Consider the following 14,004-nt stretch of genomic DNA (forward strand, 5'->3'; position numbering starts at 1 on the left):
AATACTTCCCCAAGGGCACCGAGCTGTCTCGATACGGTCGTAGAGAACTCGCCGCCGTTGCCACGGCCCTCAACGATCGCCCTCGGAAGACCCTCGGATGGAGGACACCCGCCGAGGCTCTCAGTGACCAGCTATCGTCACTTGAACAGTACGGTGTTGCGACGACAGGTTGAACCTGGGTTGCGATCCTCGATCATTATGATGCACAACATCTTTCACATTCCAGCCCTCGCGTTCACGAGTCCAGTCGGTGTGGCTGGTCGACCTGATCGCGACCTCCCCCGGTCACGCCCAGGTCCTCTCCCCACTCCCCGGGGGGCTCACCACCACAAAGGTGATGGCCGCAGAATTCTCCGAGCCACCTCTCGAACCGCCGCGACGATACACGCAGCGGGCTACACGGGAACACCCGAAGTGGAATCCGTCGCGGCCGCGCCGAGACCGGACCCCTCTGGTAGGTGCAACCCCGGTCCCTGACAGAAGGTGCGCTCTCGGATCTCGGGCCTGGGGCCACAGGCGACCGGGGCCCGGCCTAGACCTCGCTGCCGCTCACGGCCGCCGTGCGATGGTCGACGTCGACACCGCGCCAACCGACCGGCAATTTGACCCGGCCCGCCGCGAGGTCGGCGACGAGGTCGGCGTAACCGTCGCGCACCTCGGCCAGGTGGGCCCACGCCTGATGTTGGTGATCGGCCCGATGCCGCACCGCCCACCAGACCTCGACGTAGGTGCGCGCGACGTGGCTGATCACCTCGCCCAGCGAATGCGTGCTGCGACGCGCACCGCAAGCGCCGGGGAACCGTGCGGCGGCCCACGCGTCGACCGCCCGGATCGTGTCCCGCACCTGCGCGCCGATCCGCGCGTGATCGAAATCGACCGGTCGGCGTCCCGGAGTGATGCGGTGGGTCAGCAGCAGGGCGTGCAGATCCGACAACTCGCGCGCCCACACCGCCAAGGGCGGACCGTCGGGCAGGTGCCCGGCGACGGCGGCCAGCAGGACATCAGGGGTCAGCAGCCCGGCCGACACCGCGTCGGCGGGAGTCTGCTCGTCCCGCGCGGTCGAGCGCGCGTTCACGAAGACGGAATCGAGTGCACCGTTCACGACCGGCCCGCTCGCCGCTTCGTCGGAGTGAAGCTGATCATCGTGTGTTCCTCGTCGGGCGGCGCGATGAGCGCCGCGGTGGATCGCCGCATGCGGCGATCTGACTCCCCCACCGCGCGGCGACCGCACCGTCGCCACACCTGGACCTCTGTCCATATTCCTACCGGACCGCGGTGTCCGCAGCCGATAGAACCACGTCATGGTGTCCGACGCCACACAGCCGGACCGAACGATCATACAAACAGTGAGCAAATGTATGCCTGCCTCCGGACGGAGTCAACATCCGGCCGACCTCGGTCGGCAGCGACCACATCCGGAAACTGTCGCCCACCTGCACCGATGAGAATATTCGATAACTTACCGACACTTCAACCGCAGGACCGATCGACATCCGCCGAGAAAATCCACCGACATCCCCGCGAACTTTCCGCTTCCCTCCGTCGAGGAGGCCCGTCAGCCGGTTACACTCCTCTCAGGGGTAGGCACTGCTCGGCCGCGCAGTGCTGGCGGCATACACCGCCACAGCGCAACACCGGCTGACCCACCCACCAACACTCGCTATCACCACCCGTTCCAGGATCGCGCACCTGAGCATTGGCGACGTGCACGCCGGGGGTGTTCGTGGTGAGCGGGGCATCTCGGTGATTCCGGAGCCGGTCTGCTGGAGCAGACGAGCGGGTTGCTGCACCGCAGGTCGAGAACCTGTGCCGCTATCTCAAGCCGCCCCCACCGCGATGCGCGACAGCAACCTCGCTCCGTTGACGCGTGTATGGGCCACGGCAAAGTCGATCAGTAACATATACAGCGGCTCCGAAGGAACACGCACAGTGTCCGAGATGGGCGGGACGAGGAAAACAGTAGGTAGGGCGGAGTGCACGGTGCGGTCATCGACCACCCGGGTTGCCCGCGAGTCCGACAGAGTGACGCCGCGCCGCAGATGGTAGCGGGTAGGTGGTGCTGACGGGGGCGCGGCACCGGTCGTCAACGCTGTCGCTTCGCGGGGCCGAGCAGGAGGTCGCGAGCATGGGCGATGGCGTTTGGGGTGTGTTCGAACAATTGGGGCTCACCACCTGCGGGGAGGGCGCCGAGCACGGCCAGACGGCGGTGGTGGTCTTCACGCAGGCCGGACATGAGCACCGTGATATGGCGGTGTTCGAGTTTGCCGATGGCGTCCTTGAGTACGAGCGTGCCGGTGGTGTCGAGAGCGGTGATGTGGGACATGCGCAGGATGACGATGTGGACATCGGATACCTCGGTCAGTTCGAGGAGGAATCGGTGGGCTGCGGCGAAGAACAGTGGTCCTTCGATGCGGTAGGCCACGATGTGGTCGTGGAGCAGTTGGCCTTCTTCGACGATGTGGGTGGTGTCCTCGGTGGGGTGGTCGAGCGGGATCTGCTGCAGCCGGGCCTCTTTCGCAACGGCTCGTAGTGCGAGCACGCCGGCGATGGCGACTCCGACCGCGACGGCGGTGACCAGATCCATTGCGACGGTGACGCCGAAGGTGATGGCCATGATCACGGCATCGCCTCCGAAGGCGCGAGCGATCGCCACCAGTGATGCGGTCTCGACCATCCGCACGGTGGTCGCCAACAGCACGCCCGCCAACGCGGCCAGCGGGATGTCGGCGACCAGGCCCGCGGCCAGGTAGATGATCGCGGCCAGCACGACGGCGTGGGTGAGCGCGGCGAGGCGGGTGCGGGCTCCGGAGCGGACATTGACCGCAGTGCGGGCGATCGCACCGGTGGCAGGGACGCCGCCGAACAGCGGGGCAGCGAGATTGGCCAATCCCTGCCCGAAAAGTTCCCGGTCGGGGTTGTGACGGGTACCCACAGCCATCGAATCCGCCGCAGTCGCCGACAGCAGCGACTCCAGCGCGGCGAGCGCGGCCACTGCGAGTGCGGGGCCGATCAGCGAGCCGAGTTGATCGAGATGGACGAAGTCGAGCGTGGGAGCTGTCAGTCCAGCGGGAATATCCCCGATCGGAGTGAGGCCCAAGTTCAATACTTGAGCCACGGCGGTGGCGGCGACCACCGCGATCAGCGCCAGCGGCACTTTCGGCAGATACCGTCCTCCGGCCAGTACCACTGCCGCGACCACCAGGGACGTCACCAGCGATACATGGTCGGGGTCCGCGCAGTATTGTCGAACGGCGTCGAATGCCACCTGCCACACCCTCTCGCCCTCGACGTCTGCGATACCGAGGGCAAGAGGGAGCTGTTGCAGGGCAATGACCACGGCGATACCTGCGGTGAAGCCCTCGATCACCGGGGACGGCATATACCGCACGGCCCGGCCGACCCCGGCGAAAGCGAGCACCACCAGCACGACACCGGCCATGAGCCCCACGGTCAGAACCCCGCCGCCGCCATGCTGGCCGAATATCGGCACCAAGACCACGGTCATCGCCCCGGTCGGCCCCGACACCTGGAACCGCGACCCACCGAATACCGCCGCTACCGCGCCGGCAATGACCGCTGTCGCCAGGCCGGCGGCAGCACCCAGACCGGAGCTGATGCCGAACCCGAGCGCGAGCGGCAGCGCCACCAACGCGACCATGAGCCCCGATAACAGGTCGGTGCCGGGAGCGCGGACAGCCGAACTCCAATCCGACCACATCGGCAAGAGAACTCGCACAGTCACCGAACAGCGACCAGACGTAAGTCCAACGCCGCGAGTCGCGTAGTCGGCGCGGCGGTTGGATCGATCACCACATTATCTCCTTCACGAAAACGTAAGATAGTTAGTTTAGAAAAATCGCAATCAATGCCTGCACACATATCGAAAAGGGGAGGTGCGCGACCCGGGTTAAGCGGTCCGCTCGAGGGCTTCGGCCTGCCCGGAGACAACGCCGTTGAGGATGACCCGGGCCGTGGCGAGCAGATCGGCGACCTGAGGGCTGGCGAGTTCGTAGGTGACCGACAAGCCCTCACGGCGGGCCGTCACCAGGCCCGCACGGCGCAGGATCGACAATTGCTGCGACAAGTGAGCCGCCTCCACCCCGATCTCGGCCACCATCTCCGACACGGCATGCTGACGATGGCTGAGCAGCTCCAAGACCCGGACACGCACGGGATGGCCGAGGGTCTTGAAGAAGTCAGCCTTCATCTGGTGAAGAGGCCTGCTCGCACCAGGCATGATCGACCCACTCTCTTCCACGGTCGGGCGGTTTCGGTTAAGCGCAAGTTTCGCTGATTGCGCAGTTTAGCAAACAGCGTAGCCAATCATCGCCATAAGGTCGACCGGACATCAGGGTCAGCGCCCACAGACGACGAATCGAGGGCAGCAGCTCAAGAGCGACGGCGTGCGATCTCGCCGAGCGGTCCAATACCGGAGCAGCATTCCGTGTCGCCCTACATCGCGGAGACCCAAGACTGCGGGCACTCATGTCATTTCGCGCGGGCGATGCCCACAGGACCCCTTGGTGGCCACACGATCGCATCCACTGTGCTGAGCCACAGCGCCTACCAATACGGATGAGGCCAATGGCGGCCCACACCGTGCCCTGGCCACAGGCCGAACCGCTCGACACCGCCGTCTCACTCACCGAGTCCGTGAAAACGGCACTGCAATTGTGGACGCGAACGTTGTGAGCTCACCGGCTCGACTCTCACACAACACCTGCGCTGCGCGACCGTCCCGACCCTCCGGGACCGTCGCGACAGCCGACACCGAACCTCCGGCCGCCGGGTCCGTGGCCGCCGGGTCCGCGTGGACGGTGGCCACCACCAACATCGGCGACGACGACGGGTATCGAGACGGGATGCAGGACCGCCTGTGCCACCCACCGACCCGAGGCGCCCAGTCGACAGACCGCCACGCCCGTTCCGCCCCAGGGCGACCACTTGGGCACGCCGCGTTTCACCCAGCATCACTGCGGATGGATCACCGTTTGCCACGACGGCCCGGTCGATGGCGAGATCCGGGTATTTGGTTCGACGGCGCTCGCTCGCGCCGCGACCATCGCCGCGTCCGTACTCGTATCCTCGCAGGACCGCCGCAGCGGTGTTCACACCCTTCACCGGCTCACTGTCGCGGTCCATACGACAGACTCCGCGGGACGGTGACAGCGTGACAGTCGGGCGTGATCACGATGTCGTAGAACGTGGTTGGGCACCCGGTCGGTCGCTCCCTGCCTCGCTCTACGCGATCCAGCGGTGGTAAAGATCGTCGTCGGCCGAAGGGGCAGCAGCGGTGCATGCCCGCCTGCGCCCGGCTCGTTGCGGGGGTGGCTGTGTCTGGACAGTACTGGTCATCCTCCGCTGGCGCCGGGACGCAGCGATGGTCGCGGCGGCCCGGCGCACTCGTGTGGGTCAGACATAGGTGTAGGCGGTGCCGCTTCCGGTGCCTCCGTTGCCCTCGACGGTGACCTGCACGGTTCCTGTTCCGGGCGGGACGATGGCAGTGAGCTGGGTCGCCGAGTCGATCGTGTACGAGGTAGCGGTGGAGCCGAAGCGGACAGTGAGCGGTCCGGTGAAATTCGTGCCGGTGATCGTGACGGTGTTGAACCCTGCCGTCGGACCCGAGGCCGGCGTCACGGCGGTGACTGTGGGGACCACCACGTAGACGAACGACACCCCCGAGCTCGTGCCGCCGGGAGCGGTGACGGTGACCACGGCGATCCCGGTTCCCGCCGGTGTGACGGCCGTGATCTGGGTGTCGGAGTCGACGGTGAACGAGATGGCCGCCACTCCGCCAAAGGAGACCGCGGTGACCCCGGACAGGCCGGTGCCGGTGAGTACGACCGTCGTTCCGCCTGCCGTGGAGCCCTGGCCCGGAGCGACACCGGTGAGCGAGGGGACCGCCAGATACTCGTAGGCGACCCCGTTGCTCGTGCCGGCGGCGTCAGTGACGGTCACCTGCACCGTTCCGACTGCGCCCCCAGGCGCGACTGCGGTGATCCGGGTGGGCGAGTCGAGAGTGAACGTAGTGGCGGTACCGCCGAAGCGCACCGTGGTCGGTCCCCCGAACCCGGTGCCTGTGATGACTACGCTCGTCCCGCCGGTCGTCGGGCCGGACACGGGCAGGACCGAAGTGATGGTAGGCATGACGCCCTCCTCGAGATAGTGATGATGGAATTGCGGACGAAATCGTCTGTATCTCGATGATTCCGCTCTCCGTTCTCCTATTCAGCGCTCAAGCCCCCCGACTGGACAACGGATTTGCGGTCCGGTTTTGTCCGTTTTCTCTTTCGGCAGTCCTCTCGCCCGTGCAGGCGGATCGGGGTCGCTGCTCCCACCTGCGTGGATGCGGAGTGAAACGGTGCCCTGCGGCTGCCACGTCTGCCGTCCATACCACCGGATCAGCCGAGTTCGTGTTCCCCACACGCAAATCCGGCGCGCACCGACAACGCTGCTCCGATGACCGTCCGGCAGGGCCAGCTGTCGACGACCTCACCGACACACGCCTCGTCTACGCACTCACGCCCGGGACGTGCTCGGCACCTGCGGCTCTCGCGCGAACAGCGTTGACCATGAGCAGGTATCGGGCGGCGAGGTCGGCGGAGGGGATGGGGCGATCGTTGTCGAGCCACCACAGCGTCGTCCGGGTCAGCATCGCGCCGAGCACGGCGAGGGTCAAGCCGTCGGCCGCGCGGGGTGCGGCGGTGACGCAGGTGTCGAGCGAGACGAATGCCGCTTGCAGACCGGCGGCGAACGAGGGGCTGCCTCGTGGCCCGAGCAGTGCGCGGAACAGCTTCTCGTCCTGGGCGACGTGGTCGAAGAAGCGGCGCAGGCACTGCGCCGTCTCGATGATGTCCCGGCGCGTACCCGGCGCCAGATGCGCGGTGGCGTCGGTGAGGATCTGGTCCACGAGATGCTGTTTGTCGCGATAGTGCCGGTAGAAGGCGGTACGGGTCACGCGGGCACGTTCACTGATCTCCCCCACCGTGACGATGTCGAGTCCGCGTTCCTCGACCAGATCCGCCAGAGCGTCGCGCAGCATCGCCCTGGTGTGTCGACCGCGGCGATTCGCCTGATCCGCAGACACCGTTGCCCCTCTCTTTTTGGATCGGTACCGGCGCAAAGGAATCGAAGAGGAGGCGACGGTGGACAGCCTGCCGCCGGCACCGATGCCGAGGACGGGTTCGGTCATCGGTCCCGCCCCACGCAACGCCGCGAAAAGGAATCGCGTTCGGCCTCCCGATGGGGAGCCGCCATCACGTCGTAGAACTCTGCGGAACGGTCGTAGGGATCGACGGTCTATCGGTCGACATGTGAGAGTTCCTGTCTGACTGTAGGTTGTCACCCGCAACCGAAGTCCGTCGGATTCGATGACCGGTTCCGGAGTCCGTCGACATTACCCGATCCGACGAGCGGATCAGGTGGGAACAAGCAGAATTCGGCACAGTTCGACCGAACTCACGCCGGAATACGACGTACGCCGTGAAGGTAAGGAGTCCGATTTCCGTCGACCGGGCAGGACGCGGGACACGGCAGCACTAACACACATTTAGCGAGCCGAGAACCATGGTAATGATCAATCACATCTTTGTCACTCCGAAATGTGACACCGTATCACCGACGCCCGAAACTCCTATTCGAAAGAGCTACGTTCGTCATGCCCACTGATCAGCAATAACTACATCTACGTTCAACGGCATGACAGAACTCCGATGCCACGACATATCATAATCCGCAAAAGTCATAATTGTGACATCCCTGCGGTTATCCTCTGATTCAGCAGTAACTTACAGGCTGCCCACCGATCAGCCCATCGGTCATCGACCCGACTCCGACACCATTACGACGGCGCTCGACCGGCATGCCCGTGACCGCGCATGGAGGACAGTTGAGCGCGACAGACATCCACGATCACGCCAGTTTCCGGCGCAGGATACTTTCGCCGGGATCGCGCGAGATAAAACGGAACAGATCGCACTGCGAACGGCGGCTAATTAAACCGTGCGCGCCTACTCCTATTCGAATCTGAGCGATCGAGTTACCAGAATCCGCACGGGCGCGTTCACCGATCCTGAAATCGGCGATCGGGTGACCATGGCGTTTTTCCGACCGGCCGACTATGTGGGGCTCGAAGCCGGACCCGATGTCGGACTCCACCACGACACCCGCACCGGATGCGACGAATTTTCCTCCGGAGTACCATCACATCACTCGGGTCCACCCCGACAACCGATCCCCCCACCGGAGCACCGTCGACCCTACCCGTCTCCGACTTATCCAACCCCTACGGGATCGCCGCGGACGCCGCAGTCAATCTCTCCATCGCCCGCAGTGCGACGCCGGTGCGCATGTTCGCACCGGGCGCCACGACCGGAAAGTCACCCCCTTCACCGGGCCCGGATTCATCCGCGGGTATCGCCGTTACCCCGACCGGTGACGTGATCCTCGCCGACCACAGCATGACCGGGTCCTGCGGATGAACGCGAGTCGACCACCGCGATCGAACTGCCCTTCGTCGGGCTGGACGGGTCCAGCGGAGTAGCCGTCGCCACGGCGGGAAGCGTGTACGTGACATTCCAGGTGTCAATGTGAGGTCTCAGGAGATGTTTGACGTTTCGTCGTCTGGTCATGCTTGACGTTCAGTCCAGGCTCGCGCCTGCGCCCGTGACGTGGAACCTGGTGATGGGTTTCTGGCTCTTTCGGGGACGGACCGCGATTTCCTCGTCACCGTGCAGGATGCGTAGGTGTGTGTCCTCGACGACGACGGTGACGATCTTGCCGCGGTGACGGGGGCCGAGTTTGATGCCTTGACCGGCGACCATGATCCTGCCGCTGGCGTGGACTTTGCGTTGCGCGCGTAGGGAACCGGCCGGCAGCGGTGGGGGCGGCAGCGGGCGGGTGGGGGTCCGGATGCCTGGGAGTCGGCCGAGCCGATCGGCCCTGATCGGGCAGGGCCAGGTCCCGATGAGCGCGTCGTCGGCGATCGCGTGGAGCAGATGCCCGTCGAGCCGGAGAACGACCCGGCGTCCGGCCCAGGCGAATCCGACGAGGTGAGTGGTTCCACCGATCGAAACCAACCCGTCCTTGTTGACAGCCCGGTCGATCTCGACCGCTTGGCCGGGTTCGATCACCGCGACCCCCGCGGTTCGGCGCATCGCCGGTCTGTCGGGTTCGGGGCCGCCTGGTCTGGCACCGCGCATTGCGAGATAGCGCAGGTCCTCGGGCTGTAGCCGGGATGGGCTGGTGCGGATCACGTGACCGTCGCAGACGATGTGAACGCTGCGCAGGTCGGCCCAGACCGTCACTATGCGCCCGGCCATGCTCGGGTGCAGTGACACGACTTGACGACTGGATCGGATTCGCAGGTCACCGTTGGGTGGAACGCGAAGGTCGAACTCGACCGCCGCTCCGTCACCGGTTCGCCGTGGTGGCGGTTCGATCACTCCGATCACTAGCGGTGAGGACTCACCGGCGCTGGACTGTTGGCCCGGCTCGATGTGATCGAGCCGGGTGGGTCCGTTGGGGCGGAACAGGCTGGCAGGGACGGCCATATCCAGCGACTGGTGCGGGCGCTGCTGGTTGTAGGCGTCGATCCATCCGTCGAGCGCGTCCTGGGCGGCGGTGATGGACTCGAACGGGGCGACGTGGTCGAGGAACTCGGTGCGCAGCGTCTTGTGGAACCGTTCGATCTTGCCTGTCGTCGTCGGTGAGCGCGGCTTGGTCAGCCGCTGTTTGATGCCGTTGTTGCGGCAGATCTTCTCGAAGAGCACCTCGACCGGTAGCGGTTTGATGTGTCGGCCGGTGAACTGTCCTCCGTTGTCGCTCAACACTTCCGACGGGACGCCGTAGCGGCGCATCGCCGCAGTGAACGCCTCACCGACCTCGCGTGCCGACGGTCGCGCCAGCACCGTAGCGATCACCACGAACCGGGAGTGGTCATCGATTCCGGTCAGCACTTTGCACTCGCGACCGTCGGCCAGGGGCACTCCGCCAACGATGTCGATCTGCCACAGGTGCATAGGCGCTTCCCGTTGCCACCGCTTGTATCTACGTTTGTGCAGCTGGGCCTGCGGATCGATCATCCCGTTCCGGGTCAATACTCGGTACACCGTCGCCCGCGAAGGCACCGGGTCCAAGCCCTGGCGGGACAACTCGTAACCGATGCGGCGCGCACCCCAGCGGGGGTGTTCCCGGCGCAGCCGACAAATCAACGACTCCACCTCGGCCGTGATCCGGGTCGGGCTGGTACGCGGTCGTCGCGACCGATCCGACAGCCCCGCCATACCCTCGGACCTGAACCGCCGCCGCCAGGTATCCAATGACTGCCGAGTAGTGCCGTAGCGGACCGCGACCTCACCGATCGGAGCACCGCCCAACACCTCGCACACCGCCCGATACCGATACTCGACCAACGCCTCCGGCTCCACGACACCATCCACTCACCACCGACACCAACTGGGGAACTCGACCACGCCCAGCGCTCAAACGTCAAGTGTCTCTTGAGAACAACTCGTCAAGCATGTCCTGAGCCCTTACACCGACACCAGGCCAACGGGCGGGGTGTAAAAACTCTCCGGCCAACTGCATCCCCCTTCTACCGGCACGAAACCACATACCATCCCAACAACATCACGAACTGCGGTTGGAGTACTGGTGCGCCGGCGACCGAACTCCAGCCGGTGCCGTGTGCTGGACTGTCAGCTATGCCGGTCGCTTGGGCCGATCGAGGAAGGCGTGAGGTCCCGACTTAGGTCTTCGGCAGCGGTGTCGTGGTCGGGGGAGCTCCTCGTAGCGTGCCGCAGTAGGTCGGGTGGTTTGACCCCTGAGGTTCCTGTCGCCGATGGTCTTCGGCTGATTCTGCGGGGTATGTCGTGCCATCCGGCCCGCGTTCGCGGCGTGACCGAAGAGAGGCATGACCACCAGCACAGGCACGGTACTGGAAGTCGGATTGTCCGCCGCGGATCCCATCCGGATATTAGAGAAGGGACCTGCTGCTGATGGCCGTCATCGGTGTCGATCCGCACAAAAACACTCACATCGCCACCGCGGTGGATCCGAGCAGCAATGTTGATCTCGGTTCGGTCCGGATCGAGGCGACCTTATCCGATTACCGGTGCCTGATCGCTTGGGCCAGGCGGTGGCCGCAACGGCAGTGGGCGGTGGAGAACGCCGATGGACTGGGACGTCACCTCGCCCGCTGGTTGATCGCCCGCAGCGAGGTCGTGCTCGACATCCCGACCACCGCGACCGCACGGGTGCGGGAACTTCTCGCGGTGGTCGACGTAAGAACGATCGGATCGACGCCGCCGCAGCGTGTGTCGCGGCTTTGCAGGGAGAGGGGCCGACCAGCCGTTGCAGACGAACACTGTGACGCGTTACGGATACTGGACGAGCAACGAAACAATCTGTCGGCGAGCCGAACTCGTTCGGTCAATCAGCTGAACGCACTGCTGCGGGAACTACTGGCCGGTGGCGCGCCCACCCGCCTGACAGCGAACACCGCCGCTACTGTGCGGATTCCGAGCACGGACGATGTCGAATCGGTTCCGTGTCGACTGTGCAAGGATCTGATCGCCGACGTCCGCCGACTCGACCGCCAACTCGCCGCTAACCAGAAACTGCTCGACGAGCACGGCACTCGGATGCGCAGGATCGACGGGATCGGTCCTGTGCTGGCTGCCCGATTGATCGGCCGAACCGGCCCGGCGCCCCGGTTCGCGACTACGGCCGAGTATGCCACCTACAATGGGGACCGCGCCTGTCGAGATCGCCAGCTCCGATCGACGCCTCCACCAGCTCAGATCGACGCCTCCACCAGCTCAGATCGACGCCTCCACCAGCTCAGATCGACGCCTCCACCAGCTCAGATCGACGCCTCCACCAGCTCAGATCGACGCCTCCACCAGCTCAGCCGCTACGGCGCCCGGCAACTCAACGCCGCGATCCACAACGCCGCCATGGTCCAGGTCCGGATGCGCGACACCGCCGGCCGCGCCTAATACGACCGCAAGATCGCCGCCGGATCCTCACACCGCGCTGCCATGCGCTGTCTGAAACGACACCTATCGAACACAATCTGGCGAACCATGACCGCCGATGACACCAGGCGGCACCGCGAGCACGACACCGAGTCACGCTCTACCACTCGACAAATAGAGCCGGGAAGACAGGGTGTATTGCTACGCGGTGATCGACGCCTACTCCCACGCATCGTGGGCTGGGCCATCGATTCCCGTCAGACGGCATCGCTCGCGGTTCACGAGTCAACCCCGCCCGCACTCCTGCGGCACGCTACGAGGCAGCGGACCCCGACCACGAACCGCTGCCCAGCAGATGAGACGGCGGTTCAGTTCGGCCGCGGGCGGGCGCAAGGTCACGCCGAGCGGGCCAGGTCGGGGGTGGTGAACTGGGGGTCCTCACCGCGGAACGTCGCCGCCGGTCGGAGGCTATCGCGTCGGCGCGGTGGGATGGCGGCGCGACAACGGGTTTGAGTCTGTCGATCGGGTTCGCATCGATCTCGGCCTCGGTCTGGTGGGAGACGACCGTCTGTGCGGTCGCGGTGGCTGTTGCAGGTTGTACTGGTGGCGAGTAGGCGGCGGGTGTGGCGTGGTGATGCCGAAGTGAGGCGGGGTGAGCGTTTCGCGGCGATACTCAAGTGCGAGCGCGCCGTGTCGGGGGCGGCGCGGTGGCCCGACGCGCCGGGCACGCACGAGACGGCGGGGTGCGCTGGCCTCCGATGTTTTCCGGATCGCCCCTCCATGAACTCGCTCCGGGATCGCGCGACATCGAACCAGCACCGTGTCGGCCTGTTTCGCGGCCCGCTGCTGATGATCATCGGCGGGTGGCGATTTCAGCGCGGGGACCGCCGTCCGTGGAGTCGACGGTGTCGAGCGTCGCGCGGGCTACTTCGGCCGTGGTGGCGCAAAGCTGGGCGAGGGTGACACCGTTCCGGTCGTGCTGTGACGCTGTCCTGGTGAGGTTGACCAACAGCGGCTGCGCCGAGCCGGTGTCGACGACTACCATACAGGCCGACTTGGTGGTGGCGCTTGCCAGGCCAGCGGCCCAGCGGCTCGCGACTCGAACCGCGTAGTACCTGTCGTCGAGAACGAACCGCTCGAACAATTGGGCAGAGTCCTTCTCGACGGTGAGGACGCTGATGCCACCGGGGTCGATTACGGGGTAGTCGCGCTGCCAGAACTGGGCGAAATGTGTACCCGCGGTTAGTATGCCGACGATATTACCGGCACCGGTGCGCACCCAGCAGCCGTGACCAGGCACTATCGGGACCGCCTCGTCGGCCTGCGATATCGTTGCCGCACGGCGGACGGCCGGGGTGAAGGCCAGGCATTCGGTGCCGGGCACCGGCACCGGGTCCCGGTCGTCGCGGAATCGCAGGCCGGGGTCATCGACCGCGCCCAGTACCGGTGCCGGGCTCGCGCCGAGCTCAGCCGAACTGTCGCAGGATCCGAGTGCTGCGACAACGACCGTGGTCGCGAGTGCTACCGGGATGCGCCGCGCACGAGACCAGTTCATTTCTCGACCATAGTCGGTTCTCGGTCGTTGCGGATCGATCGTGGTTCAGCCCGACGTGCCACGCGGCCGCAGACTACGCCGCGTCCGGCAAAATTGCGCCGCCGGTCGGCGTTGGGCGGCGTCGGTGGGATAGCAGTGTCGAAGCGTGGCAGGGCACTGGAAATGCGCGAATTCCGCGATTCGCGGCCGACGGCACCAACGCCGGGACCATAACGCGGGCACACGCGCCCCATCGACGGGCTGCGTTGACAAGCCAGGAATCTGCGGAACTGCCGTGCGTAACACACCTCGTTCGCATCCGGAACGCGGGGGTGCGGACCGGAGACATCCGCGTGTGGCGGCCTATCGGTCGATGGCCGAGGCCATCGACCTGGCCCCTGCATATCGACTTTCGCTACTGAATTCCAGTTAGCTGCCCCACCGTGTGCTTGGTCAGCTTGCCTCCGACGTGCAATCGGTCGACCTCACTAA

9 protein-coding genes and 1 pseudogene are annotated in these 14,004 nt (G+C 65.6%); 2 read left to right on the plus strand and 8 right to left on the minus strand.

Annotated features, from left to right (window positions below; genetic code table 11):
- Nucleotides 1-173, plus strand: a pseudogene (locus tag ON30_RS41430) (IS30 family transposase); the annotation flags it as partial.
- Between the two features lie 359 nt (nucleotides 174-532).
- On the opposite strand, the gene ON30_RS36505 reads toward ON30_RS41430, so the two are convergent.
- The 7 genes from ON30_RS36505 to ON30_RS29030 all read right to left on the minus strand — a co-directional run bounded on the left by ON30_RS36505 (nucleotide 533) and on the right by ON30_RS29030 (nucleotide 10,439).
- Nucleotides 533-1,102 carry a hypothetical protein gene (locus ON30_RS36505; RefSeq protein ID WP_051030111.1) on the minus strand — a complete coding sequence of 190 codons (570 nt, stop codon included), beginning with the start codon at nucleotides 1,100-1,102 and terminating at the stop codon, nucleotides 533-535.
- A 981-nt stretch (nucleotides 1,103-2,083) separates the two neighbouring features.
- The gene (locus ON30_RS29010; protein WP_083911760.1) at nucleotides 2,084-3,718 is read right to left on the minus strand and encodes a SulP family inorganic anion transporter; all 1,635 of its coding nucleotides are present in this window, start codon (nucleotides 3,716-3,718) and stop codon (nucleotides 2,084-2,086) included.
- Nucleotides 3,719-3,907: 189 nt separating this feature from the next.
- The gene (locus ON30_RS29015; RefSeq protein ID WP_085999427.1) at nucleotides 3,908-4,237 is read right to left on the minus strand and encodes an ArsR/SmtB family transcription factor; all 330 of its coding nucleotides are present in this window, start codon (nucleotides 4,235-4,237) and stop codon (nucleotides 3,908-3,910) included.
- A gap of 1,175 nt (nucleotides 4,238-5,412) precedes the next feature.
- Nucleotides 5,413-6,147 (minus strand): IPT/TIG domain-containing protein, encoded by a 735-nt coding sequence (locus tag ON30_RS29020; protein WP_083911761.1) that lies wholly within the window; start codon nucleotides 6,145-6,147, stop codon nucleotides 5,413-5,415.
- A gap of 364 nt (nucleotides 6,148-6,511) precedes the next feature.
- Complete coding sequence (locus ON30_RS29025) at nucleotides 6,512-7,042, minus strand: TetR/AcrR family transcriptional regulator (protein WP_051030113.1); 531 nt, start codon at nucleotides 7,040-7,042, stop codon at nucleotides 6,512-6,514.
- A gap of 869 nt (nucleotides 7,043-7,911) precedes the next feature.
- Nucleotides 7,912-8,157: a hypothetical protein gene (locus ON30_RS39600; protein WP_169334963.1), complete on the minus strand. Its 246-nt coding sequence runs from the start codon at nucleotides 8,155-8,157 to the stop codon at nucleotides 7,912-7,914.
- A 482-nt stretch (nucleotides 8,158-8,639) separates the two neighbouring features.
- Nucleotides 8,640-10,439 (minus strand): IS481 family transposase, encoded by a 1,800-nt coding sequence (locus tag ON30_RS29030; protein ID WP_306307401.1) that lies wholly within the window; start codon nucleotides 10,437-10,439, stop codon nucleotides 8,640-8,642.
- A 558-nt stretch (nucleotides 10,440-10,997) separates the two neighbouring features.
- Here ON30_RS29030 and ON30_RS29035 point away from each other — a divergent pair.
- Nucleotides 10,998-11,999 carry a hypothetical protein gene (locus ON30_RS29035; protein ID WP_063719964.1) on the plus strand — a complete coding sequence of 334 codons (1,002 nt, stop codon included), beginning with the start codon at nucleotides 10,998-11,000 and terminating at the stop codon, nucleotides 11,997-11,999.
- A gap of 832 nt (nucleotides 12,000-12,831) precedes the next feature.
- Here ON30_RS29035 and ON30_RS29040 read toward each other — a convergent pair.
- Nucleotides 12,832-13,362 (minus strand): hypothetical protein, encoded by a 531-nt coding sequence (locus ON30_RS29040; protein ID WP_157183910.1) that lies wholly within the window; start codon nucleotides 13,360-13,362, stop codon nucleotides 12,832-12,834.
- Nucleotides 13,363-14,004: the final 642 nt, after the last annotated feature.

The organism is Nocardia takedensis NBRC 100417 (genome assembly GCF_000308695.1).
Classification (GTDB): Bacteria; Actinomycetota; Actinomycetes; order Mycobacteriales; family Mycobacteriaceae; genus Nocardia; species Nocardia takedensis.

Bases quoted from the DNA above. Each gene is read 5' to 3' on its own strand.
- ON30_RS29010 (WP_083911760.1), bottom strand. From the start codon at position 3,718: ATGTGGTCGGATTGGAGTTCGGCTGTCCGCGCTCCCGGCACCGACCTG.
- ON30_RS29015 (WP_085999427.1), bottom strand. From the start codon at position 4,237: ATGCCTGGTGCGAGCAGGCCTCTTCACCAGATGAAGGCTGACTTCTTC.
- ON30_RS29020 (WP_083911761.1), bottom strand. From the start codon at position 6,147: ATGCCTACCATCACTTCGGTCCTGCCCGTGTCCGGCCCGACGACCGGC.
- ON30_RS29025 (WP_051030113.1), bottom strand. From the start codon at position 7,042: ATGCTGCGCGACGCTCTGGCGGATCTGGTCGAGGAACGCGGACTCGAC.
- ON30_RS29035 (WP_063719964.1), top strand. From the start codon at position 10,998: ATGGCCGTCATCGGTGTCGATCCGCACAAAAACACTCACATCGCCACC.